At 59.4% G+C, this 23,953-nt stretch carries 26 protein-coding genes; 17 read left to right on the forward strand and 9 right to left on the reverse strand.

What is annotated here, in order from left to right:
• From AB6B39_RS06850 to AB6B39_RS06860, 3 genes are all read right to left on the reverse strand, one after another.
• Complete coding sequence (locus AB6B39_RS06850; RefSeq protein ID WP_284369380.1) at positions 1-1,095, reverse strand: FG-GAP repeat domain-containing protein; 1,095 nt, start codon at positions 1,093-1,095, stop codon at positions 1-3.
• Positions 1,096-1,321: 226 nt separating this feature from the next.
• Positions 1,322-2,086, reverse strand: a complete 765-nt coding sequence (locus AB6B39_RS06855; protein ID WP_284369379.1) for an enoyl-CoA hydratase/isomerase family protein — start codon at positions 2,084-2,086, stop codon at positions 1,322-1,324.
• The gene (locus AB6B39_RS06860) at positions 2,079-3,509 is read right to left on the reverse strand and encodes an aldehyde dehydrogenase family protein (protein WP_284369378.1); all 1,431 of its coding nucleotides are present in this window, start codon (positions 3,507-3,509) and stop codon (positions 2,079-2,081) included. Before AB6B39_RS06860 ends, AB6B39_RS06855 begins: the two co-directional genes overlap by 8 nt.
• An 81-nt stretch (positions 3,510-3,590) precedes the next feature.
• On the opposite strand from AB6B39_RS06860, the gene AB6B39_RS06865 reads away from it, so the two are divergent.
• Positions 3,591-4,619 carry a nitrilase-related carbon-nitrogen hydrolase gene (locus AB6B39_RS06865; protein WP_284369376.1) on the forward strand — a complete coding sequence of 343 codons (1,029 nt, stop codon included), beginning with the start codon at positions 3,591-3,593 and terminating at the stop codon, positions 4,617-4,619.
• 8 nt (positions 4,620-4,627) lie between these two features.
• On the opposite strand, the gene AB6B39_RS06870 is transcribed toward AB6B39_RS06865, so the two are convergent.
• On the reverse strand, positions 4,628-5,059 hold the full coding sequence (locus tag AB6B39_RS06870) for a hypothetical protein (protein ID WP_371398729.1): 432 nt from the start codon (positions 5,057-5,059) through the stop codon (positions 4,628-4,630).
• Between the two features lie 84 nt (positions 5,060-5,143).
• Positions 5,144-5,521: a YciI family protein gene (locus AB6B39_RS06875; protein ID WP_284369372.1), complete on the reverse strand. Its 378-nt coding sequence runs from the start codon at positions 5,519-5,521 to the stop codon at positions 5,144-5,146.
• A gap of 151 nt (positions 5,522-5,672) precedes the next feature.
• Between AB6B39_RS06875 and AB6B39_RS06880 the strand changes: the two genes are divergently transcribed.
• The 9 genes from AB6B39_RS06880 to AB6B39_RS06920 are packed head-to-tail and all read left to right on the forward strand — an operon-like array spanning position 5,673 to position 13,118.
• Complete coding sequence (locus AB6B39_RS06880; RefSeq protein ID WP_284369370.1) at positions 5,673-7,076, forward strand: sodium/proline symporter; 1,404 nt, start codon at positions 5,673-5,675, stop codon at positions 7,074-7,076.
• Positions 7,069-7,542, forward strand: a complete 474-nt coding sequence (locus tag AB6B39_RS06885) for a VOC family protein (RefSeq protein ID WP_284369368.1) — start codon at positions 7,069-7,071, stop codon at positions 7,540-7,542. Before AB6B39_RS06880 ends, AB6B39_RS06885 begins: the two co-directional genes overlap by 8 nt.
• On the forward strand, positions 7,529-8,560 hold the full coding sequence (locus tag AB6B39_RS06890) for an MDR family NADP-dependent oxidoreductase (RefSeq protein ID WP_284369366.1): 1,032 nt from the start codon (positions 7,529-7,531) through the stop codon (positions 8,558-8,560). Before AB6B39_RS06885 ends, AB6B39_RS06890 begins: the two co-directional genes overlap by 14 nt.
• Positions 8,557-9,006, forward strand: coding sequence for a VOC family protein (locus tag AB6B39_RS06895; RefSeq protein WP_284369364.1), 450 nt, complete (start codon positions 8,557-8,559; stop codon positions 9,004-9,006). Before AB6B39_RS06890 ends, AB6B39_RS06895 begins: the two co-directional genes overlap by 4 nt.
• Positions 9,003-10,331, forward strand: coding sequence for an MFS transporter (locus AB6B39_RS06900; RefSeq protein WP_284369362.1), 1,329 nt, complete (start codon positions 9,003-9,005; stop codon positions 10,329-10,331). The genes AB6B39_RS06895 and AB6B39_RS06900 overlap by 4 nt, the downstream gene beginning before the upstream one ends.
• Positions 10,324-11,076, forward strand: coding sequence for an alpha/beta fold hydrolase (locus tag AB6B39_RS06905; RefSeq protein ID WP_284369360.1), 753 nt, complete (start codon positions 10,324-10,326; stop codon positions 11,074-11,076). Before AB6B39_RS06900 ends, AB6B39_RS06905 begins: the two co-directional genes overlap by 8 nt.
• The gene (locus AB6B39_RS06910; protein WP_284369358.1) at positions 11,073-11,381 is read left to right on the forward strand and encodes a DUF1330 domain-containing protein; all 309 of its coding nucleotides are present in this window, start codon (positions 11,073-11,075) and stop codon (positions 11,379-11,381) included. Before AB6B39_RS06905 ends, AB6B39_RS06910 begins: the two co-directional genes overlap by 4 nt.
• Positions 11,382-11,413: 32 nt before the next feature.
• Positions 11,414-12,196: a hypothetical protein gene (locus tag AB6B39_RS06915; protein ID WP_284369356.1), complete on the forward strand. Its 783-nt coding sequence runs from the start codon at positions 11,414-11,416 to the stop codon at positions 12,194-12,196.
• Between the two features lies 1 nt (position 12,197).
• Complete coding sequence (locus tag AB6B39_RS06920) at positions 12,198-13,118, forward strand: DUF1838 family protein (protein WP_284369354.1); 921 nt, start codon at positions 12,198-12,200, stop codon at positions 13,116-13,118.
• 97 nt (positions 13,119-13,215) lie between these two features.
• Here the strand turns inward: AB6B39_RS06920 and nadC are convergent, their stop codons facing one another.
• Entirely contained in the window at positions 13,216-14,079 is an 864-nt protein-coding gene (gene nadC, locus AB6B39_RS06925; RefSeq protein ID WP_284369352.1) for a carboxylating nicotinate-nucleotide diphosphorylase, read from the reverse strand.
• 9 nt (positions 14,080-14,088) lie between these two features.
• Positions 14,089-14,589, reverse strand: a complete 501-nt coding sequence (locus tag AB6B39_RS06930) for a TetR/AcrR family transcriptional regulator (RefSeq protein WP_371398730.1) — start codon at positions 14,587-14,589, stop codon at positions 14,089-14,091.
• A gap of 50 nt (positions 14,590-14,639) precedes the next feature.
• On the opposite strand from AB6B39_RS06930, the gene AB6B39_RS06935 reads away from it, so the two are divergent.
• Positions 14,640-15,026 carry a hypothetical protein gene (locus AB6B39_RS06935; RefSeq protein WP_284369348.1) on the forward strand — a complete coding sequence of 129 codons (387 nt, stop codon included), beginning with the start codon at positions 14,640-14,642 and terminating at the stop codon, positions 15,024-15,026.
• A gap of 2 nt (positions 15,027-15,028) precedes the next feature.
• Here the strand turns inward: AB6B39_RS06935 and AB6B39_RS06940 are convergent, their stop codons facing one another.
• Positions 15,029-16,561, reverse strand: a complete 1,533-nt coding sequence (locus tag AB6B39_RS06940) for an L-aspartate oxidase (protein ID WP_284369346.1) — start codon at positions 16,559-16,561, stop codon at positions 15,029-15,031.
• An 80-nt stretch (positions 16,562-16,641) separates the two neighbouring features.
• Here AB6B39_RS06940 and AB6B39_RS06945 point away from each other — a divergent pair, with 80 nt between their 5' ends.
• On the forward strand, positions 16,642-17,247 hold the full coding sequence (locus AB6B39_RS06945; RefSeq protein WP_284369345.1) for a glutathione S-transferase family protein: 606 nt from the start codon (positions 16,642-16,644) through the stop codon (positions 17,245-17,247).
• A 38-nt stretch (positions 17,248-17,285) separates the two neighbouring features.
• Positions 17,286-18,143, forward strand: coding sequence for an alpha/beta hydrolase (locus tag AB6B39_RS06950; protein WP_284369344.1), 858 nt, complete (start codon positions 17,286-17,288; stop codon positions 18,141-18,143).
• 7 nt (positions 18,144-18,150) lie between these two features.
• Here AB6B39_RS06950 and AB6B39_RS06955 read toward each other — a convergent pair whose 3' ends face one another.
• Entirely contained in the window at positions 18,151-18,531 is a 381-nt protein-coding gene (locus tag AB6B39_RS06955) for a BLUF domain-containing protein (RefSeq protein ID WP_284369343.1), read from the reverse strand.
• A 148-nt stretch (positions 18,532-18,679) separates the two neighbouring features.
• On the opposite strand from AB6B39_RS06955, the gene AB6B39_RS06960 reads away from it, so the two are divergent.
• From AB6B39_RS06960 to AB6B39_RS06975, 4 genes are all read left to right on the forward strand, one after another.
• Positions 18,680-19,792, forward strand: a complete 1,113-nt coding sequence (locus AB6B39_RS06960; RefSeq protein ID WP_284369341.1) for an acyltransferase family protein — start codon at positions 18,680-18,682, stop codon at positions 19,790-19,792.
• Positions 19,789-20,349, forward strand: a complete 561-nt coding sequence (locus AB6B39_RS06965; protein ID WP_284369339.1) for a phosphoglycerate mutase family protein — start codon at positions 19,789-19,791, stop codon at positions 20,347-20,349. The genes AB6B39_RS06960 and AB6B39_RS06965 overlap by 4 nt, the downstream gene beginning before the upstream one ends.
• A gap of 313 nt (positions 20,350-20,662) precedes the next feature.
• Positions 20,663-22,531 (forward strand): phosphomethylpyrimidine synthase ThiC, encoded by a 1,869-nt coding sequence (gene thiC, locus AB6B39_RS06970; RefSeq protein WP_284369337.1) that lies wholly within the window; start codon positions 20,663-20,665, stop codon positions 22,529-22,531.
• A 97-nt stretch (positions 22,532-22,628) separates the two neighbouring features.
• Positions 22,629-23,873: an AAA family ATPase gene (locus AB6B39_RS06975; RefSeq protein WP_284369335.1), complete on the forward strand. Its 1,245-nt coding sequence runs from the start codon at positions 22,629-22,631 to the stop codon at positions 23,871-23,873.
• The last annotated feature ends 80 nt before the right edge of the window (positions 23,874-23,953 follow it).

A 23,953-nucleotide genomic window follows, 5' to 3' on the forward strand; every position in this document is an offset into this window, starting at 1 on the left:
CTAGTCCAGCAGGATGTCAGCAGCGTCGAAAATCATGATCTTTTCGTCATTCCAGCATCCGGCGGCGATCTCGGCTCGTGCGTCGCCATTTAGGTCGGCGACGGCGAGCGCGGCTGGTCTGTAGCAGGCACGGACGGCCCCCAGTGACGTGCCCTCGGAAGACAGGATGTGAATGCGGTCATCGTCCCACAGGCCGACAACCACTTCGTCTCGGCCGTCGCCATCAATGTCGCCCGCAGCAATTTCGGTCGGCGTGTCGAATGGCACGGGCATGTCAGGAAGGACCGAAAAGCCGCTGTCTTCCGCTGCCCACATGATGACCGCACCATTCATGACTGCAACCACGTCGGCTCTGTCGTCGCCGTTCAAATTCGCAGATATGACCATCATGGCACCCTCGGCGTCACCGATAAGGGCGGGTTGTTGTGCGGTCACCTGTCGCGGAGCAATCCTGCTGACGCGGTGTGCCCGTGGGCTGGGAACCAGGATGTCGGATCCACTTGCGGTTGGCAGGCTATCGATACGGTAATAGGGAAAGCGACCTGCGACCAGCGGATCGACCAGCGTGAAGCCTTCCGAACTGCCGCGCAGCATCACCACCGCATCCGTGTCGGAACTATCGGCGGCGATGTCGAGCCATCCGTCGTCATCGAAATCGCCGACGGCAAGACCGTGCAGATGCGGCTCCGCCTCCGTTTCATAGGGTGATCCGGGGGCGGGCGAGAAACGACCGACGCCATCATTGAGCAGGACCGTCACGGAGGACGTTTCGTGATTGGCGATGGCGGCGTCCATGTCCCCGTCCCGGTCGAAGTCACCCGTCTCAATGTCCGAAGGTTCATTGCCGGCGTCATAGTCCTGGCGGATGAACTGTCCGCTATCATCGCCTTGCAGCAGGATCGTGACTGTATCGCTGTCGGCATTGGCGACCGCGATGTCCATGCGGCCATCATTGTTGAAGTCGTCGATGGATATGCCGCGTGGTCGCTCGCCGACAGGCAGGTTCTGAATCCCGCCAGGCTCGGCAAGGACGGGATCGCCCATGCAGGCTCCCAAGCTCGTCGCGACAAGGATCAGGCTTCCTGTACGGATCATGATATGTCCCCATTCGTGAGTGCTGAACGCGTGACCGGAGTGTCGATGAGACACAAGTCAACAGCCGCAGTCATTGGTATGTTATACTGTAATATATACCAGAGGTGGGTCTTCGTCCCAATGTCCAGACGATTAACTTCCGTCCATGAAGTTCTGATGCTGCCCATTCAACTGGTGTTTCCGAGATATCTGGGGCTGAGAACTCTCGGGATGAGAACTCTGGGGCCTAGAACTCAGGACGTCTTTTTTGCAGGAAGGCGCGGAAACCTTCGCCAAAATCGTCACTGCTGAAGCCTGCGAGGAATTGCGCGCGTGTTGTGTCGGAGTCCGTACGTTGACCGTCCTGATAGGCGGCAATCATCGATTTGGTCACGCGCAGGCTTTCGGGCGACAGACGTGTCAGCCCTTGCGCATAGGCCATGACTTCGGTTTCGAGCGTGTCGACACTATGGACCTGGTGGATCAGGCCCATTTTGCGGGCCGGTTTGGCCATGATGATCCGTGCGGACAGCAACATGTCCTTGGCGTTGGCCACGCCGACGGCATCGATCAGGCGCGCAATGTCGCCAAAGGGATAGACGAGGCCGAGTTTGGCCGGGGTGATAGCAAATTTGGCTGTGCTGTCGGCCATTCGAATGTCGCAACACAGCGCCATGCCGGCACCGCCTCCGACGCAGGCCCCACGAATGGACGCGATCGTGGGACTCGGAAACGCGGCCAACGTATCAAAGGCGGCCTGAATGTCGGCACTGATTTTGGCGGCTGACTCCGCTGTCGCATAGAGCGTTTCGAATTCGCTAATGTCCGCCCCGGCGGCGAAGTGATCACCGTCGCCTTGCACGATCAGGACGCGCGGACTTGCCTCTTCCAGCTTCGCAAGAACGTCCGGCAGCGCAGCCCACATGGCGGCCGTCAGCGCATTACGACGCGCCGGTTGCGACAAAGTCAGCCGGGCAATCCCGTCATCAATCTCTGTTTTCAGATTATCCATCTTCCGAGAAGTCCTTGATCGTCAGCGGGCAGGTCGTGTTAGCGATATAGGCCTTCTGCCGAAAGAAGCGACGAAAACCGTCCGCCCCCATGCGCGACCCGCCCAGGCCGGACGCCTTGAAGCTCTGTTTCGGCGCTTCGAAATATTGCCCGGTCAGTGCGCCGTCCATCAGGCTGATCGCACCAGCGTCGATCTGTCGGCCGATCGTGTGGGCCTCTTCGATGGACCCGGCAAAGACCGCCCCGGACAGGCCGAAAGCCGTGTCGTTGGCGAGGGCAATAGCGTCCTTGATCGTGTCATAGGCCATGACCGGAATGACCGGACCGAACGTCTCCTCGCGCATGATATCCATGTCGTGGGTGACGTCCCGAATGACCGTCGGGGCCATCCAGTAGCCACCGCCATGGCGTTCGACGACGCCGCCACTCAACACAGTCGCGCCCTTGGATTTCGCGTCCTCGATCTGGGCAGAGGCGATGGCGGCTTGCTTATAAAAGATGAAAGGACCGATATCACCGAAACTTATATCGGGATAATTGAAACTAATATCATGAGCTTTATCAGAGATTTGTTTAACAAAGCTCTCGTAATCGTTTGTCGGAACATAAACGCGTTCAATACTCTGACAGGCCTGCCCTGTCGCCAGAACAGAGGCACGCAAAGCCAGGCTGGTTGCCCTGTCCATGTCGGCGGATGGCGTGATAATCAGCGGATCTTTCCCACCGAGTTCGAGGTTGGCCGGGATCAGATTCTCGGCGGCTGCCAAGGCCACTTTCCGTCCCGTGGCAACGCTGCCCGTGAAGCAGACACAGTCCACATTGGGGATGAGTGCAGCCCCGGTCGCACCGTCGCCCTGAACGAAAGCGATGATATCGGACAGTCCGGCTTGAGCGATGATGGGCAGCAGCGCATCAGCAAAGCGCGGCGTCACTTCGGACGGTTTGATCAGCACACAGGACCCGGCCATCAAGGCCTGCACCGCGTCGATGAAGGACAGGGTGATCGGGAAGTTCCACGGGCTGATGACGCCCGTCAGCTGATAGGGGACATAGTCGGTCTGATGTTTGAAATTAGGTTTGGCGCGTCCCTGCACCCAGTCCGGCTCCGGCAGAAGCGTGGGGGCCAGCGCCGCCCAGCCGCGCAGCATACCGATGACGCCTTGCACTTCGGACTGAGCCAGACGCCGTCGCCCCGTATCGATTTCCAGTGCGTCCATGACGGACTTGGCTCCATCGTCCAGTGCATCCGCAAGGGATCGAAGCGCATCGCCGCGCGCATCGATCCCTTGCGCGCGCCAATCGGGCTGTGCGGCCCGCAGGCGGTCTGCGACCTTGGCAACACCCTGCGCATCAACCGCCGTGATTTTATAGTCGGTCTCCCCCGTTCGCGGGTTGATGACAGACAGGGTACGGGACATGCTCATGCGGGAATCCTATTGCGTCAGCGCGTTTGCTGTATGACGCAACGCAAATCGAGACAAACCCGCAAGGATAGGTGAGCCTTCATGGAACTCTATAAAGCTCTCGCTCTGCAAACCGAATGCGCCGCCGTGAACCGGGCGAGCGACAGGGCGGAGGCCCGCGCTATCATGAAAGCCAGCCTTGGCCGGATGACGGGACAGGTAATGAGTGCCCGCGCTTTCCATGGCGAAAGCCTGAAACTGGTCTGCATGCCGGAATATTTCCTGACCAGTTTCCCGGCTGGCGAAAGCGCAGCGGAATGGCGCGACAAAGCCTGTGTCGAGATGGACGGGGCCACCTATGAAGCGATCGGAACGCTGGCGCAAAAGAGCGGCATGCATATCGGGGCGAACCTCTATGAACGCGACCCGAATTTCCCCGAACTCTATTTTCAGGCCAGCACCATTACCGCCCCATCGGGTGACATCATCCTGCGCTATCGCCGTCTGATCAGCATGTACGCGCCGTCGCCCTATGATGTGATGGAGGCCTATCTGGAGCATTATCCGCTGCAGGACTGGTTTCCCGTGGTCGATACGCCGCTGGGACGGCTGGCCGCGCTGGCCAGCGAAGAAATCCGTTATCCGGAGATTTCGCGCATTCTGGCTGCGAATGGGGCCGAAGTCATTCTGCATCCGACGAGCGAGGCCGCATCGACGCAGATGACGTACAAGAACGTCGCCAAGCTCGCCCGGGCGCAGGAAAATCAATGCTATGTCATCTCCGCCAATAGCGCGGCCATCACCGGGACGGCGCTAACGCCTGAGTCGACGGATGGCCGCAGTCAGATCGTGGATGATCGCGGCATCATCCTGGCTGAAGTGCCGACAGGCGAAACCATCACCGCCTGCGCCGACGTCGATATCCGCGCGCTTCGCGATCGCCGCCGCCGCAATGGGATGGACAATATGCTCGCCCGCCAGCCCATGGCGCTCTACGCGCAGATGTTCACCGGAATGGCTATGCACCCGAGCGGATCACTCGGCGATGGAGACGAAGCACCCGGCAAGGATTTCTACAAGAGGCGACAGGATGCGGTGATCGAGCGGCTAGCGAAAAATGGCGTGATCTGAATCAGCCGTTAGCTCATCGCTGGCGTGCAGCGGTGTCTGGGCGATGTGTGGTTGGCGATTCGTCCGTCCTCGATCCAGTCCTGCCGAACCCAGACAAAGCTGTCCGCATTGGCCATGAAGAGCGTCCAGATTTGGGGCTCGCCATTAGACATGGTCCGCTCTTCCCCATCATATTTCAAGGTTAGCCAGTTTTCGCCATGGGCGATGATATCCGCGTGGGTTTTTTCCGATACGTTGCGATAGCTCGTCAGGCGCTTCGCCGAAGAGTCGATTTCGATGCGGATCGGCTCACCGTCGCAGACATAATCCTCGGTCACCACGTCGCCTGTTTCATTGATGACGATTGTTCCCCATGTGCCTTCTGCATCGACGAGAACATTTGCCAAAAAACTCGCCGGGCTGAAGGCTATCAGAGCCGTGATGAACGCAAACCATTTCATGTCGTGACGGTCGGCCTTTTCACGATGTTTGTCAAAGACTGCTAGGGGCGGCGAGAGATACTTTGGAAGGTAGAAACGGCCTATTTAAGTATACTTCGCCATATTCGCACGGATCTCATCCTGATCCCAGATGACTCCGCCCATCCAGTCGCCGCAAGCCGGGGCGAAGTGGACGGCCGTGATCGAGGCATACATGCCGGAGCTGATATAGGGGTCGCCTTCCATCTTACTGATCGCCGCGTCCGCGCTGTCGGCGGGAATGAGGAAGATACTGCCGATGATCGGCCCGTCGGGCGTTTCACGGATCGGTCCGGCGACCCGGTAATCGGCATTGTTGGCTTCGATATGGTCCAGATGGCCGAACAGATGTTCGTTACGTAGCGGCGGGGTTTCTGGTCCATCCAGGCAGGTGACGAGCCATGTGTGCTGATCGAGACGCGGAACGCGTTTGGCTTTGGACATAAAAGGTTTTGTCCCCGGCATTTCTTGCCGGGGCCTCCATCGGTATCGGACAAGGCCTCGCAAGGCTCCGGAAGTAAATGCCCGGGACGGGCATATGCGGGCCTGACTTTGATCAAATGACGCGCTACCCGTCCGCCTAGGAGGACAGGTTATGGAGGGGAATTCCATCATCATTGCGACGCTGGTCGCCTATAAGCTTTTGTTGCTGGGCATCGGCTTCTGGGCCAGCCGTCGGGTCGACAGCGAGGGCGATTTTTTCCTTGCGGGGCAGGGACTCGGGGCGTGGACGGCGGGCTTGTCCTATGCGGCGTCGACGTCGAGCGCCTGGGTGCTGCTGGGTTTTACGGGCATGGTGTTCACGCAAGGCCTCGTTGCCCTCTGGCTCGTCCCGGGGATTTTCGGCGGATATGTCCTGACCTGGTTGGTGATGGGCCCGCGCCTGAATGCGGAAACGCGTGAACGCGGCCACATAACCGTCATCGACTTCCTCGTCACCGATGCAGACCGATGGGCCCGTCTGATCGGGCTCCTCGCGGCGGGGCTGATCCTGTTCTGTTTCGTCTTCTACATTGCGGCTCAGTTCCAAGCCGCCGGGAACGCCTTGACCGAAGTGTTCGGGATGAGCGCGACGGAAGCGATCTTGCTCGGTGCCGCTGTGATCCTGATATACTGCCTGCTGGGTGGTTTTCTGGCGGCGTCGATTACGGATGCGCTGCAGGCGGGCGTCATGGTGCTGGCCTGTATCATCGTGCCGATCGCGGCTCTCAGCGCGGCAGGCGGTCTCGGCGCTGTAATGGACGCGCTCCGGGCCAACGAGCCTCAGTCCTACTTCAGCCTGACCGGCTCTGCCTTCGGCATGGCCGGAATCGGCATGGCGATGGGTCTGCTTGGCACGGGACTCGGCGCGCTGGGACAGCCGCAGCTGCTTAACCGGATCATGGCCGTGCGGTCGCAGACGGAACGCGTTCGCGGCGCAGCAATCACGATTGGCTGGGGCGTTCTCATCTATAGTGGTCTGGTTGTGCTGGCGCTGTCCGGGCGGGCCATGTCTCTCGATACGGGTGGGGAGAGCTTGTTCTTCGCCGCTGCCAGCGCCTATCTGCCTGCCGCCATAGCCGGGGTGGTGATCGCAGCCGTTCTGTCCGCCGTCATGTCTACAGTCGATAGTCTGCTGCTCGCGGCGGCGTCGGCGGTCAGTCACGATAGCGGTCTGCGCTGGGGCACGCCGAAGCGCGCGCTGCTGATGGGGCGGCTGGCCATGGTGGCGGTCGCACTCTTCGCGGTCGGGCTTACGCTCTTCGCGCCGAAAGATATTTTCACCCGCGTACTGTTCAGCTGGGTTGCACTGGGTGCCGCTTTCGGGCCCGCCATTCTGACGCGCTGTCTGGGCTGGCGCGTGCGGGGCGGCGCCGTGTTCTGCGCCGTAATCGTGGGCTTTGTCGCGGCTGTCATCGCCTACAACATTCCGGGCCCGGGTGCGGATGTGGTCGAAAAATGGGGCAGCTGGGCGCTCGGGTTGATCATACTTGCCATAGGAAGGGTCAAACATGGGTAGTTACGTCAAGCGCACCACGCTGATGGTGCGCAATATGGAGCGCGCGCTTACCTTTTACCGGGATGTGCTGAAGGCCGACATCTGGTTCGACACGCCCTTTACCCTGTCGGGCGAAGGGCTGCCCATCGGCAAGAAAGGTGATGAACTCCGTCTTTGCATCGTCAAGTTCCAGCATGACGAAATCGGTATGATTGGCCTGATGGAATTTGCGGAGCCACCCGTCGCGGTGCCGGAGGTGAATTTCGATCTGGGATATGGCAAACCCGTCTTCGTCGTCGTCGCTGATGATGCGCAGGGGATTTACGACCGTGCGGTCGAACACGGCTTCAAGCTGCGCGGCGAACCGCGCGAATGGTCGACGAAAGGTGCCAGGGGGGAAACCAAGCACTTCCTCTCGACCAATCTCTGGGACGATGACGGCCATTTCTTCGAATGCAATCAGGTGACGCGCATTGACCCGGCCTAGTCGAAGGCAGGCCTGGGGCGTTGCGCAACGCCCGGTCGGCAAGCCCAAGCCGGACGATTTTCTGTTCAAGGAAGAGCCGATCCGGGCGATCGAGGCAGGTGAGGTGCTGCTGGAAACGCTCTATCTCGGCATCGCACCGGTGATGCGAATGTATATGATGGATGCGGCCAAGGCAGGCATCGTCACTGGCGAAGCGCCGCTCGACATTGGCGATACAATTCATGGTCGCGGCGTCGCGCGTGTGCTGGAAAGTCGCCACCCCGACTATGCCGTGGGCGATGTCGTGCAGGGCCAACTCGGCTGGCAGACCCACAAGATTTCGGCCATGACGGCGGGAGAGCGGTTCCTGCGCGTCACGGAGCATGATCTGTCCTACGCGCTCGCCGTCCGTATCCTCTCCATGACGGGGCTGACGGCCTATACTTCCTATCGTTATCGTTGTGACCCGAAACCGGGCGAAACTCTGCTCGTCAGCGGTGCTGCAGGCGGCGTCGGTCATATGATCGTACAACTGGCCAAGGCGGACGGGTTGTGCGTGATCGGCTTGGCCGGCGGGCCGGAAAAATGCGCCATCGTCAGAGGTCTCGGCGCCGATGCAGTAATCGATTACAAGAATGAGGATGTCGGCGTCGCCATCGATAGCCACGCTCCTGACGGGCTGGATATCTACTACGATAATGTCGGCGGAGAAATCCTGATGGCGGCGCTCGACCGGCTCGCCATGGGCGCGCGGGTCCTGCTCTGCGGCTCGATCAGCGAATATGGCCGGGCGGAAAGTTTCGGGCTGACCAACTATACGCGACTGCGCCGGGCCGAAGCCGATATGCGGGGCTATTTCGTCTATAATCATCTGCACCGCTTCGACGAGACGGTTTGCACCCTGTCCAGCATGATCCGCGCGGGAACGCTAAAACCGCTGGTCGACGAACTGATCGGGTTCGACAAAATGCCAGAAGCGCTGATTGGCGTCTATGATGGCAAGAATGTCGGGACACGCTGTGTGAGGGTGACGGCATGACTAAACCCAGAATCCGGTTTCAGCGTGCCAACTTCCTCGTCGCAGATATTGATCGCGCACTGACTTTCTATCGCGACGTGCTCGGCTTCGAGGTCGTGTTCGTCAAGGACAGTGATCCTGACAGCTATAGTTACGATGTGTTCGAAATCGCGCGCGGTCCGGCGATGCGTTTCTGCGTGCTTCGGACGGCGGATCAGCCCAACGTCATGGCCCTGACCGAAGTGCCGGGACTATCGCCATCAGGCGTGACGCCGCGCCGTGCCGGCATCGTGCTGGAAGCACGCGACATCGATCAGGCCGTCGCCGCGTCCAGGCAACTTGGTTTGCGCGTCTACCGGGAAGATCATCTGATCACCAAGGACGGACGCGAAGGCGTCGAATACGGCATTGTCGATTTCGACGGGAACCTCGTCGTGCTCTATCTCATCAGGAAGGATGCGCCATGAGCGTGACGATTCCGGCCAAGCCCGACGATGGCTACCCGACGCCGCGCTATGCCTGGACGCTCATCGCTTTCCTGACGATCGCTTATATTTCCAGCTTTCTCGACCGCTATATTCTCGGCCTGCTGATCGATCCGATCAAGGACAGCACGGGCGCAACGGACACGCAGATGGGCTTTCTCGCCTCAGCCTTTACATGGATCTATGCTTTGGCGGCTGTACCTCTGGGTTTTCTGGTCGACCGGGCCAACCGGACGAAGCTGGTCGCAATCGGCATTGCCGTCTGGTCGGCGGCAACGGTCTGGACCGGGACGGCCAAGTCGTTTCTGACCCTGTTTGCGGCGCGTGCCACAGTGGGCGTGGGGGAAGCCGTGCTCAGCCCGGCCGCCTTTTCCATGATCGGCGACAGTTTCCCCAAGGAACGGCGCGGTTTGCCAATTGCCGTCTATTCCATGGCGCTGGTCATCGGGGCGGCATTGGCCAATTTGCTGTCTGCCGGTGTGTTGCGCTGGGCCCGCACTGTCGGCGATGTGACGCTGCCGCTGATCGGCTCGGTCGAAACTTGGCAGTTCATCTTCATCGTGGTCGGCGCGCCGGGCTTTCTGATCGCGATTGTCTTCCTGTTTCTGCGCGAACCCCGCCGGATTGAGAGTAGCCCGCGCGAGGGTGCATCACTGGGCGATGCCTTTCGCTGGATTGGCGCCAATGCTGCCGCGTTTTTTACCTTCGTCCCGATCTTCATGTGCATGGTCGCGATTGCCTATGGGCAGTTTTTCAACGCTGCCATGTTCAGCCGGACCTGGGGCTGGGATACGTCCACCTATGCGCTGTTCAACGGGCTTTCCATCTTGGCGATCAGCCCCGTCACCTATGTCATTGCCGGGCGTCTGTCGGATAAGCGCGTTTCGGCTGGCGATCGGACAGCCCCGTTGAAACTGGCGATATTGGGCCTTTTCATTATGATCCCGTCCGCTGCGATCGCGCCCATCCTGCCAACGGGCATTCTGGCGTTTCTGATGTTCTGCACTACCACGGTCGGGATCGGCCTGGTCAGTGCGACAGGCGTTAATGCGTTGCTGGCCATCGTGCCGGGCGACGTTCGCGGCGTGGTCGTGGCGATCTATTATTTTTTCATCAGCTTCATCGGCGGCGCGCTCAGCCCGCCTTTTATCGGCTGGCTGAACGATGCGTTCTTTGCCGGGGACGGGCTTCGCTACGCGATGGCAATATATCCGCTGGCCTTCGGTCTGCCCGTCATTGTCCTGTCGGCCTTCACCCTGCGCCATTACAGGGCCGCGCTGTTGCGTCAGGACGCATCCCATGCGTAGCTATTTCGGTCCATCCGGCGCGCAAATCCACGCCCGCATCCACGGCACGGGTCAACCGTGCCTGTTCCTGCCGCCCGCTCCCCATAGCGGGGCCTATTTCGAAGCGCTGATCCCGCATCTGCATGATCTGAAAATGATCGCGGTCGATTATCCGGGATATGGCGGTTCGGACCGGCAGGGCGAGCCGGCGATCGAGGCCTATGCGGCGGCGATCGCTCCACATGTGCCGAACGACGCTGTGCTGGTCGGCTTCCATACTGGCAATCTTGTCGCTGCGGAAATTGCCAGGCGGTCGGACGTATCGGGCATCGTCATGATCGATATTCCTTGGTTCGACGCGCAGACGCGTGCGGCCTACGCCCGGAAGCTGCCGGGAACGCGGCTGCCGACACCTGTCCGGGGGAGTTACGTCAAGGCAGTGGACGGACGCCATGAAAGCGTCAGCGAGCTCCGGGCGTTTCATCTATGGGTTGAAACGCTGCGATCCGGCGCGCATCAGTCCGACGCCTTCCGGGCTGCATTTGCTTATGATCCGCATGCCGGTCTGGCGAACCTGCCTTGCCCTGTGCGTATCATCGCGACCCGGTCCGGTCTGCTTGAGCCCAGTCGGGCGGCAGCTTCGGCAATCGACGTGTCTTTGACAGAACGCATGGACGTGAGCGCGCCCGTGTTCGAAGCTCATGCCAGAGAGATGGCCGCCGCAATCGGTGAAGCTGTCCAGATGATCTGTTCGGGGACTGAATGAGCGATACGCGCTGCTATATGATCGTGACCTGTCACATCCATGACAGAGACCGATTTCTGTCGGGATATGGCGCGCGCGCGCGTGAATTGGTGGGCCAGTTTGGCGGGCGATATATCCTCATGGCGCAAGGCGCGGAAGCGCTGGAAGGCGATTTCGGTGACGGAGCCAGCATGGTGATCTCCGAATGGCCGGACCGCGAGACAGCCAAGCGCTTCTGGAACAGCCCGGACTATGCAGACGCGAAGAAACTGCGTGACGATATCGCCGATGTTCAGGTCGTGATCGTGGAGGCTCCGAAATTATGAACCGCTTGATTCCCGTTGTTTTGACGCTCCTCATGAGCGCGCCCGTGGCTGCGCAAGACAAGGATGCCGACACCCGCATCGCCGAGCGCGATCTGCGTGAGATGAAGCAGATCCTGCCCGGTTTCTATACGAACGAAGAACAGGTCTATTTTCAGAGCAATCTGGACATGGCCGAAGACAGGCGCCTGCCGCGTCTGACTCTCAAGATCGAAAAGGATGGCGACGGCTTCAAGGCCACGACGACATCCAGCACGGGCCGCCAGACCGAAGCGCGGCTGGAATATCGCGTCGAGGACGGTCAAATTCTCTCCCGTGAATATCGGGACGGCGAAGTGGATTGCGAGCGCATATTTTCGCGCGAATTCAACAGCTTTCGTGGAGAGGGTTGTGGCGGCATGGTCGTGGCGGACGCCCAGGGTTTTCAGTTCGGCATGCCGGACAATCCGTTTCACATGCTGCGAGCGCGCGCCTTCAAATGCTGGGCCAGCCCGCGCAAGGCGGACGGCACCTACGCCTTCTATAATGATCTTGTCCTGCATGATCAGGGCGGGCGTGTCTGGATCGACGCGACCGATGAGCATGAACGGGTCGGTTTCCGGATCCGAAATGTGCAATGGCCGACCGGTATCAACCGGGACTCGCTGGTTCTCTACACCTATCGCGGCGACGATGCGGATTATGCACCCAGCTATACCTGGACGGACCCATCCGCAGAACGGCTCGCTATCAATACGCGCTGGCTGCAAGTGTCCTGCACGGCTGGCGATGCCACCATCATCCCCAATATCAACCTGAAGACCGGAAGTGGAAACTGACATGAAAACATTATTGCTCGGCGCTGCGATTGCAGTGGCTTTTGGGGGCATGGCCTCCGCTCAAACGATGACCTTCCCGCAAGGCGCGTTGAAGGACGGACGGATCGATCTGGAATCTCCGCAAGGTGTCATGATGGCGAACCGGAAGGTTCAGTGTTCAGTGATCGATGAACAGCCAGTCACCTATTACTGGCATGGCCAGGCCTATTCCCGCCGGATGGGCGAACGCGATGTGCATCTGTTCGATGTCGAGGGCATGAACATCCGTCAGTGCGGCACGGTCAACGATGCCGATCGCGGCATGGGCTACAAGCTCGTGAGCCGTGAAATTCTGCTCTATAAGGACAAGGATACGGGCGAAGTTCTCAAGACCTGGACCAATCCATGGACCGACGAAGAGCTCGAGGTCATGCATGTCGCCAACGATCCGGTGAACTTCACCAGCTACATGATGGGCCGCGACGGAAGTCCGGGCGCTTTCCGCGGCGACATTTACGGCAATCATTTCCAGATGAATTCGACCTTCCCGCTCTGGTATCCGAACCCGCTGGCGTCCGATTATCAGCCGGAAATCGGTGGCACATATCACGCTACGGAAATGTTCAACTTCCTGGGCCGCGTCGATGAGCTGACAGATCCGTCAACACATACGGCACCGATCGCCGTCGGTTGGGCGCGGATGAGCGACTGGCTGCCATGGATGAAGATGAATGGCCGCGAAGGCATTATCTACATGCATACGGCTGGACTCAAACTCGACAGCTTCGATGATCTGTCGGACACGATGAAGGCCGAAATCGACATGCATTATCCGGACTATGTCGCTCCGCCACCTGTGTCCGATCCGCGTGACAATATGACAAGCTGGAAATATTACAAAGCGGTTCGCGAAGGCGAGGAAACACTGCCTGATCGCGGGTAGAGGAGGTATTGGGTGAGCGCTTCGCGCTCATCCGCTCACTGCATTCGCGGCACAGCCATTGATCGGTCCGCTGGACCGATCATCGGGCAAAGGCCGATCAGGCTGCGTCCATTCCGATATCGAAATTGGGTGCGCTGTGGGTCAGCGCGCCGACACTGATGATGTCGACGCCCGTTTCGGCGATGCCGCGGACCGTATCGAGATTGACGCCCCCTGAAGCCTCGACGGTCAGGCGGTTCGTATCGAAGCTATGAATGATGTTCTGCGCCTCGCGGAGCGTGACGGGGTCCATATTGTCGAGCAGCACGACGTCCGGCTGATAGGGCAGGACGATTTTCAACTGCGCGATTGTGTCCACTTCCACGCTGACGGTCGTCATATGATCGCGCGCTTCCATGACCGTGCTCAGCGCGGCGTGAATGCCGCCCGCCAGGGCGATATGATTATCCTTGATCATGATCGCCGCAGCCAGGCTTTCGCGGTGCGCATAGCCTCCGCCCGCCAGAACGGCCTGCTTTTCCAGCGCGCGCAGCCCGGGCGTCGTCTTTCGGGTCGCGGCGATGCGCGTGCCTGTCCCGGCCACGGCCTCGACATAGGCGGCGGTCAGGGTCGCGATCCCGCTCATCCGACCGAGGAAATTCAACGCCACACGTTCGGCAGACAGGAGCGAGCGGCTCGGCCCCTCGACGCGCGCGACGACCGTTCCCGGTACGACCAGCGTTCCGTCACCGGCCTCGATGATGAAATCTATGTCAGGGTCGACGCAGCGATAGGTCAGTTGGGCAGCCTGCATTCCGGCGATTACACCGGCGTCGCGGGCCCGCATAAGCAGTGAACCACTGGCCGACGCCGGGACAAGCAGGTTGGCGGACAGATCACCTGACTGTCCGAAATCCTCTTCCAGCGCTCGCCGGACGATGGGTTCGATGATGACGGAGGGCAGGGGTGGCAAATGCGACATGGCGCGCTCCTATCCGCTCGGAAATGGCACGTCGAGGCCTAGCCCGTTGAGCATGCCCCAGCCTTCTACGGCCGCCAGCAGCTCTGGGGCCCGTTCGGGCTCTGTCAGGCGCACTCGGGTCCAGTCGAGAAAATGTGTCGCCACGGCATGTCCGATGGACTTGGCACTTTCATCACCGCGCAGCGCCAAAGCGGCCAATTCGAAAAACACGGCATAGACCGGATCGAATTGACCGGACTGGGCGACCATGCCGAGAACAGCCATCAGATCTTTCGCCGGTAGAGGCTTCGGCGGCAGGGCGGCTTCCAGGTCCTGCATGTTGCGTGTCGCTATTTCCCTCAGCGCCGCCTCGATCACACCCGCCTTGGACCCGTAATGATAGACCAGCATCCGGTCAGACGTTCCCGCCGCTTTCGCCATGGGACGCAGGCTCGCTGCACTGACCCCATGGGCGAGCACAAAGTCGGCCAGCGCGTCCGTATATTTCAGTTTCTCGGTCACTTGACTCATTCTGTAGCGATCGCTACGCGTGTAGCAACTGCTACATTGGAGGGTTGATCATGGATCGCAAGTGGACGTTCATTCTTTACGGTATTGTTTTCTGGCTGTTGGGGGTGGTCATGATCCGGGTTCTGCATCCCTACTTTTACGGCGATCTGGGTATGCATGTTCTGTTTCTGTTGATCGCGATCGCGATCGCGCCGCCGACGCTTTTGATCACAGCCCGGCTGAGCGGCCGGACGAAGCATGAAATGGTCGTGCCAACGGCTTTGATGGCCATGCCGGCCATGCTGATGGACGGTCTGTCGGTAACTCTGGATGCGATGGGCATAACCCATATCTATGCCGACAACCCGCTGCACAGCGCCTATGCCGGAGGCGTTTTGCTCGTTGCATTCTGGGCGACCTTGATGTTTGCGCTTCTGTGGCATCGTCAGCCTGGCTAAGCCTATTCCAGCCGGTCATAGGTCATGAAACTGGAGCGGCTGGTTTTATCCTGATCCGGGAAGTCTGCGCGGTAATGTCCACCCCGACTTTCCTCCCGGGCGAGGGCTGCCGCCGCAATCATATGGCTGGCGATCAGCGGGTTGGCGCGCCCGACCCGGGCGATCAGCTCGTCGATAATGTCCAGCAGACGGTTCAGGCCGGCAGCACTGCGCTGAACGCCGCAAAGCTCCGTCATGCTGTTACGCAGGGACTGGCTGACATCCGGCCCCATTGAGAGCCAAGGCTGCACGCGAACCCCATCGGCGCGACGTTCGGGAACGGTCATGGCGTTGATATGCTCCGCCGCGCGCCCGCCGAATACGACGGCTTCAAGCAGGCTGTTGGATGCCAGCCGGTTCGCGCCGTGCAGACCTGTCGCAGCGCATTCGCCGATGGCGTAGAGGCCCGGCAGCGATGTCGCGCCGTGACTGTCGGTGGCCAGCCCGCCCATATGGTAATGTACGGCAGGCGCGACCGGGATCAGATCGCGTCGCGGGTCGATGTCGGCGCTGATGCAACTTTGAAAGACCGTCGGAAACTCATCCGGGAAATGCGCACCGATGCTTTTGCGGCAGTCCAGGAAAGGTTGTCGACCCGCCTGGATCTCGGCAAAGATGGCGCGGGCGACATCGTCGCGCGGCGCCAGTTCGCCCTGAGGACTGTAGCGCTGCATGAAGCGGCGACCATTGGCGCTGACCAGGGTGGCGCCCTCGCCGCGCAGGGCTTCGGTTGCCAAGGGCGCCGGGTCACGCCCAATATCGATCGCGGTGGGATGGAACTGCACGAATTCCATATCGCGCATCACGGCACCGACGACAGCGGCCATGCCCAGCGCGTCACCGCGGGCCGTGCGGGGGTTGGTCGTGACCGAGAACAGCCCACCAACACCGCCCGTCGCCAGGACGGTCACATCCGCTTCCAGCGCCAATAGCGCCCCGTCGTCGCGGCGGGCCATCGCACCGGCAATGCCGCCCTGACCATCCAGCAGCAGGCTTTCCGCCCGCCAGCCGATCAGCCCTTCGACGTGATCTGCATCCTGCGCCTGGCGCACCATGACTGTGATGATTTCGCGTCCCGCCGTATCGCCTTTGACCCGGGCGACACGTGGCATGGAATGGGCCGCTTCGAGCGAGAGATAGAGCTCGCCCTGTTCGTTCCGGTCGAACGGAACGCCGAGCCTGTCAAGATCATGAACGCGTTCTGCGCCCTGTTCAGCTACCAGACGGGCGATGACAGGATCGACCAGCCCGTCTCCAGCGGCAATCGTGTCGGATGCATGACTTTCAGCGCTGTCTTCACTCGACAGGGCAGCGGCGATCCCGCCTTGCGCCCAGGCCGACGCGGCCCCCTTGGACGAGCGGCGCGATGTCAGCACATAGACCGGACGGGGTGCCAGCTTCAACGCAAGGTAAAGTCCGGCCAGTCCCGCACCGACGACCAGGACGGAACCGGCGGGCAATCGCTTGCGATCCAGTGTGCCAATGGCCGTGTTCAATGGGGGACTCGCAGCGACATAGAGGACGGGCCTAGACGATGGGGACTTGCGAGGGAAGGGCGAGCGACTAAAGAGCGCGCATGCGACTCTATGACTATCTCCCGTCCGGTAACAGTTACAAGGTCCGGTGGGTCGCCGCACATCTGGGTCTCGACTACACCCATATCGATGTTGATATTCACAAAGGCGACACGCAGACGGCTGAATTCCTTGCGCTCAATCCTGCGGGTCAGATTCCGCTGCTGGCGCTCGATGATGGGAAGACGTTGGCAGAAAGCAATGCGATCATCTGCTATCTGGCTGATGGGAGCGATCTTGTCCCGACGGACAGCTATGCCCATGCGAAAATGCTGCAATGGCAATTCTGGGAGCAGTATCGCCACGAACCGGCTATCGCCGTGGCCCGCTATATCTGCAATTATGACCGTGAGACCAGAGCTGACGAACTGGCGCAACTCATGCCCAAAGGCGACGCCGCACTGGCCATGATGGACGCGCATCTGAAAGAGCGTGACTGGTTCGTCGGCGATCGTTGCTCGCTCGCCGATGTGTCGCTTTACGCCTATACTCATGTCGCGGATGAGGGCGGTTTCGATCTGTCAGCCTATTCATCGGTGCAAGCTTGGCTCACGCGCTTTTCCGCGCAGGACAATCATATTGCCATCACAGACAAACCTGCTGCGTGAACATAGAACGTTTATCCCGGCTCAACCGTAGACACGCCATGACATTCCTTCGCCAATCCTCACTCGCCGGTTTCGTACTTCTTCTCGCGGGGTGCAGCGCGGCTAGCGTGCTGAATGGCATCACCCCGTCATCCAGTTTCGATCGGGACAAGGATATTGCGTACGGCGAACTGCCACGACAGACGATGGATATTTACCGCGCTGCAGAGCCTGTTTCAGACGCGCCTGTGATCATGTTTGTCTATGGCGGCGGTTGGACCCGCGGCAGCAAAGGCATGTACAAGTTCGCCGCGGAAGGGTTCACACAACAAGGCTATGATGTCGTTGTGCCGGACTACCGGCTATATCCTGACAGTCGCTATCCGGATATGATCACAGACACGGGCGCTGCCGTTCTTGCCGCCGCAGAGCGTTTCCCCGACAGGGATCTGGTGCTGATCGGACATTCCGCTGGCGGCTATAATGTGCTGATGACGGCCTTGGCTCCGGATCTGTCCGGTGTCGATGCCTGTGACAGGATTGCCGGAATCATCAGCCTCGCAGCGCCCACAGGGGCCTATCCGATGACGGATGAACCTTACCTCACCATCTTTCCCGACCATTTTAAGGGAGACGATGCGCCGATGGCCCGCACGGTCGATGCGCTACCCCCGGTTATGCTGGTCAATGGGCGTGAGGACGAAACCGTTGGGTACAAAAACGCATCTGCATTGGGGGAACGCCTCACGGCGCAGGGCTTGGTCGCAGACGTCAGGATTTATGACGACATGAACCATATTGATCCCGTCCGGGTTCTCTCGCGCTACTTTGATGGCGGCAGCACGCTGAAAGATGACATCGTCACGTTTGTCCAAGGGCTTCCGGACAGGTCTGCGCGTTGCGACGCCAAGCCGTAGACGCAGGCTAGCTGGCAATATTGACGGCTCTCATGCGCATGGCGTGCCGTGCCCGTAACATATTCATGGTCATCTGAACCGAACTCCGATTGTCTTCGTCGACATGATGAAAGGCCATGGGATGAGCTGGAAAGCTGCGTGTCCGGCATCGCCGCGTCAGCATGATGGCAATGTTGCCGTGACGATGATCCCGGGCAATTCGCGCATAGGTCGCGCGGACCGCTGCTTCCGGACCCTCCAGCAACTGCATAACGACGCCGCCATGCATGACGGCAACTCCGGTCACATTGGCCGTGCGATTACGCTGACGCGATCGTTCAACGATCTGCTGCAGCGCCGACGGCGTCAGACCGGACCGCGCGTCGGACAGGTAAATAAGCTGATACATAAGCGACCCGATCTCCCACATCATCCGCTCTGGTCACTACGGATGTGGTAACATAGGTAAACTTACTGACCGAATGATTGCCAGACAGGGTTAACGCGCATCCGGATTTCATCTGGTCATTTGGGCTTGCGGTCGGTAGCGCGACGGGATGACAATCGAAGCCCCTCCGCAGACGCGGACGCTATTATCCATACAAGCCTTGCGCGGCGTGGCCGCCTTGCTCGTCGTGCTGTTCCACAGCGCCGAAATCTGGCGTGACATGTCGGGCGGTGCGGGGCTGGACGGGCTCTGGGATCGCGGCTGGGCCGGGGTTGATCTGTTTTTCGTGATCAGTGGTTTCGTCATGGTCTGGGTCGCGGGGGAACGCGCGTCCGGCCTGCGCAGCGCCGGGCGGTTCCTGTTTGATCGCGCCACACGCGTTTATCCGCTCTGGTGGGTCTTCTGCGCGTTGATGGGGCTTTATTTCTGGGTCACCTACGGACAGCCCGCCACACCGGTGATATATGACGCGCAGACGGCCTGGGGGCAATTCTTTGCCTCCATGGCCTTATGGCCGACCGAGGTGCAGCCCGTGCTGACCGTGGGCTGGACGCTGACCTTCGAGCTGGCCTTCTATGCGGTTTTCGCCTTGCTTTTGCTGCTACCTTCCCGGTTCCGGATGGGGGCGATCCTGATTTGGGGACTGGGCCTTGCGCTGATCTGGCTCTTGCGCCCGGACTCGCCTGCCTTGCCGGACAGCTGGCTGGGGGTCGTCATGAGCCCGCTCTGCCTCGAATTCGTATTTGGCGCGCTGGTGGCCTGGCTGGTGCAGCGATTTTCGATACCGCGATCTGTCGGTCTGACCCTCTTCTATCTCGGGGCAATGGGATTTCTCGGTCTGATGATTGCGGGCGAGACAGTGGGCGGACTACCGGACATTGATAGCCGGGTCGCGACCTTCGGTCTGGCCGCCGCCGTCCTGCTCTGCGGGGTGGTCACGGTTGAACGCAATGGCGGGATTGTCGTGCTGCCAGCCCTGCGCGCAATCGGGGATGCGTCCTATACGCTCTATCTCAGCCACTTGCTTGTCATACTCGCCCTCAAGCGTGTCTGTGAGGCTGCTGGCATCCTGACTGCGCCGAGCCTGTCCGGGATGGCCGTCTTCATGGCGCTGGCGACATCAGCGAGCCTCATCGCGGCTCTGATCCTCTACCGCCTTCTGGAAAAGCCGCTTCTGACACTCAGCCGCGCACTCCTGCCAAAGAGAAGGGATATGACATGATGAAACAATATCGGAATAGACGGGCCGCCATCGGGCTGCTCGCGGCCATGGCAATGACGGCTCTGTCGGCTTGCGCGTCCGTCGCGGCGGACAGACCAGAGCCGGATTCCAAGCTGAGCGCACCCGTCACGATCTTTCTGGTCCGCCACGCCGAGAAGCAGGGCGGCGACGATCCGGCACTGACAGAGGGAGGGGCGATCCGGGCCGAAGCGCTGTCCGCTCTGCTCCGCGATGCCAATGTCGCGCATATCCATAGCAGCGACTATCGCCGCACGCGCGACACGGCGGCGCCACTGGCGGATCGGCTCGGACTGGCCGTGCGGCTCTATGATCCGCGTGACCTGCCCGGCATGGCGGAACGATTGCTTGCCAGCGAAGGCACGCATCTGGTCGTCGGGCACAGCAATACGACGCCGCAACTGACAGAACTGCTCGGCGGGGAGGGCGGCACGCCGATCGTCGAAGCGACGGAATATGACCGTCTCTATCTGGTCAGGCGCGCGCCCGACGGCTCCATCAGCACGGTCTTGCTGCGCTACGGTGCGCCAACAGGCTGACGCCCGCCGATCCGGCTTGCACCAACTCGCCGTTACGCGCATAGTCACATTATCCGAGGGGCACCGAAGCGGTCCGGTATCGTCGTCAGACGGGACCGGAGTTTTCGATTATCAATCGAAAAGAGCGAAGGTGCCGCGCACGCTTGTGCGCGGGCTCGCGCGCAGCGCGGCCTGATGACACAAGCAAACGCGGCCCCAGACTCCGCCCACGGTCGAGACGCACCCTTTGAACTTGATCCCCGGCAAGGGGCGGAAGGACGGATTATGCGGCCCCTTTGGGGACGTGTGTCGTCCACACTGACAGGACTGCACGATGAACAAGCCACTTACTCAGGATGATTTCCAGACGCCGACCGTGACGACCGGGCCGCTGCCGGCCTCCGAGAAGGTCTATACCGCGCCCATGGCTGATCCGTCCTTGCGCGTGCCGCACCGGCTGATCCACCTGCACCCGTCCGCCGAAGAGCCACCCGTGCCGGTCTACGACACGTCAGGGCCCTATAGCGACGCGGCGATCGAGATCGATGTAGAGCGCGGCCTGCCGCGTCCGCGCACAGCGTGGGTCACCGCGCGTGGCCATGTGAGCGAATATGAGGGCCGCGACGTCAAGCCTGAGGATAACGGTCATGCGACGGGCAAATATCTGGCGCGTGAATTTCCGGTCAAGCATCGCCCGCTTCGTGGGGACGGCACAGGGCCCGTCACCCAGTATGAATATGCCAAAGCCGGGATCATCACCAAGGAGATGATCTACGTTGCCGAGCGCGAAAATCTCGGGCGTCAGGCCATGCTCGACGGCGCGCAGGACCGCGTGGACGGGGGCGAGAGCTTCGGCGCGGATATCCCCGCCTTCGTCACGCCGGAGTTTGTCCGGGACGAAATTGCACGCGGTCGCGCCATCATTCCCGCCAACATCAACCACGCCGAGCTGGAGCCGCAGATCATCGGCCGCAACTTCCTGGTCAAGATCAACGCCAATATCGGCAACTCCGCCGTCGCCAGCTCGGTCGAGGAAGAGGTCGAAAAGATGGTCTGGGCGACGCGCTGGGGCGCGGACAATGTCATGGATCTCAGCACAGGCCGGAACATCCATAACACGCGCGAATGGATCATCCGCAACGCCCCCGTGCCGATCGGGACCGTCCCGATCTATCAGGCGCTGGAGAAGGTGAACGGCGTCGCCGAAGATCTGACCTGGGAGGTCTATCGCGACACGCTGATCGAGCAGGCCGAGCAGGGCGTGGACTATTTCACCATTCATGCGGGCGTGCGCCTCGCCTATATTCACCTGACGGCGGACCGCGTCTGCGGCATCGTCTCGCGCGGCGGTTCGATCATGGCGAAATGGATGCTCGCCCATCATCAGGAGAGCTTCCTCTACACCCATTTCGAGGAGATTTGCGACATCATGCGGGCCTACGATGTGTCGTTCTCCCTCGGCGACGGCCTCCGCCCCGGCGCCATTGCCGACGCCAATGACCGCGCGCAGTTTGCCGAACTGGAAACGCTCGGCGAGCTGACGCAGATCGCCTGGAAAAAAGGCTGCCAGGTCATGATCGAAGGGCCCGGCCATGTGCCCATGCACAAGATCAAGGTGAATATGGACAAGCAGCTGCGCGAATGCGGCGAAGCGCCCTTCTACACGCTCGGTCCCCTGACGACCGACATCGCGCCGGGCTACGACCACATCACGTCGGGCATCGGCGCGGCCATGATCGGCTGGTTCGGCACCTCCATGCTCTGCTACGTCACGCCCAAGGAACATCTCGGCCTGCCCGACCGCGACGACGTGAAGGTCGGCGTCATCACCTACAAACTCGCCGCCCACGCCGCCGATCTCGCCAAGGGCCACCCCGCCGCGCAAATCCGCGACGACGCGCTCTCACGGGCAAGGTTCGAGTTCCGCTGGGAAGACCAGTTCAACCTGTCGCTCGACCCGGAAACGGCCCGCGACTATCACGACCAGACCCTGCCCAAGGAAGCCCACAAGACCGCCCATTTCTGTTCTATGTGCGGGCCGAAGTTCTGCTCCATGGAGATCACGCGCGAAGTGCGGGAATATGCAGCCGGGTTGGGGGAGAATGAGAAGGCCGCGCTGGGCCTGACGCCGGAGGAGGGGATGCGGGAGATGTCGGAAAAGTTTAGAGAAGAAGGTTCTAAATTGTACTCATCAAAACGATAGTGTTGAATGAAAAGTTCGTAAATTCAAATTTCCTAAAGGGCTCATTTAAAGATGTTTTTGGGCTATATGTTTTCACGTACCATCCGGAGAATTCGAAATGACTGTAGGCGCTCTTACTCCTGATGAAGTTTTTACTCCTAGGTCGGCAGTTGTGAATGACAGGATGTATATTTCACGAGACAAACATGAAAGGGCTCTGGAGCGAGCATTAACAGGCAATAAAAATATAGTGATATATGGAGCGAGTGGCTGCGGAAAAAGTTGGCTTTGGAAAAGCTTTCTAGGCCAGAGAGAGCATCCATATATGATCGCAAATATGGCGCAAGCTTCAAACCTTGGCGGAGTTGGAAATGTTTTTGAAAATTGTTTTAATCGAGTAGAGCGTCGAGCGAAAACTGGCTCTTCATTTAGAGCCGGAGGGTCGCTTAATCTTGGTCCACTCAAATTAAGCGCTCAATTGATAGACACTGTCAAAGAGTTAGAGGTCGAACCATTTGAACGATGCCTTGCATTAATGAGTTCCTTAGGAAAATCTCGAAAATCAGTCATTGTGATCGAGAATTTTGAAAGCATTATAGAGGATGAAAGGCATATTAATGATCTAGCCGGTTTAATCACTCTCGTTGATGATGATGATTATGCTAGTTATGGGGTTAAATTATTGCTAGTCGGTGTTCCTGACGATATTCAACGTTATTTTTCTAAAACAAAATTTGCACAAACTATATCCAACAGGCTTGAAGAGATTCCGGAAGTTCAACGCCTTTCTAAGAATGAAGCTGAGCTTCTACTTCGGCAAGGGCTCATAGGTCTTCTAAATCTTAAGATTGATCCCGACGTGTCTCTTGAAAGGGTAGCGTTTATTACTGACTATATCCCTCAGCACCTACATGAAATTGGTTTGAAGATAGCATTTAACGCAATTGAATCTGGAAGTATTACTCATGAGGATTTCATGCAAGCTGCAATCGAATGGATTAAGTCGAGTCACTCTAGTGATTGGGCGGCCATCAGCAAGCGATTGGATTCTATAACTACTAAAATTGGCCGGCGAAATCAAACTTTATGGGCAATCGGTAATATTATGAAAACAGACTTTACGTCTGGAGATGTGGAATCTTTGATTAGGCAAGGTTTCCCGGCTTCGACTAGTGAAATCGCATTAAATGTTTCTGATGTTCTTAAGGAGTTGGCTTCGGGGGACAATCCAATTATTCGTATAGCTCCTAATGGAGCTGCATATCGGTTTGTTAGTCCGAAGTATTGTATAGCAATTCGAACAATGATTACGAAAGACGAGGAAATGATTGCGATACAGGAATACGATTATTTAGATGATTAAATTAGATATGATTATTGTAAATGTGATACAAAACCAGTGTAGACCCAGCTCATTTTAGTTTGCCGCGCCATGATTGTTGA

Source organism: Algimonas porphyrae (assembly GCF_041429795.1).
Taxonomy (GTDB): Bacteria; Pseudomonadota; Alphaproteobacteria; order Caulobacterales; family Maricaulaceae; genus Litorimonas; species Litorimonas porphyrae.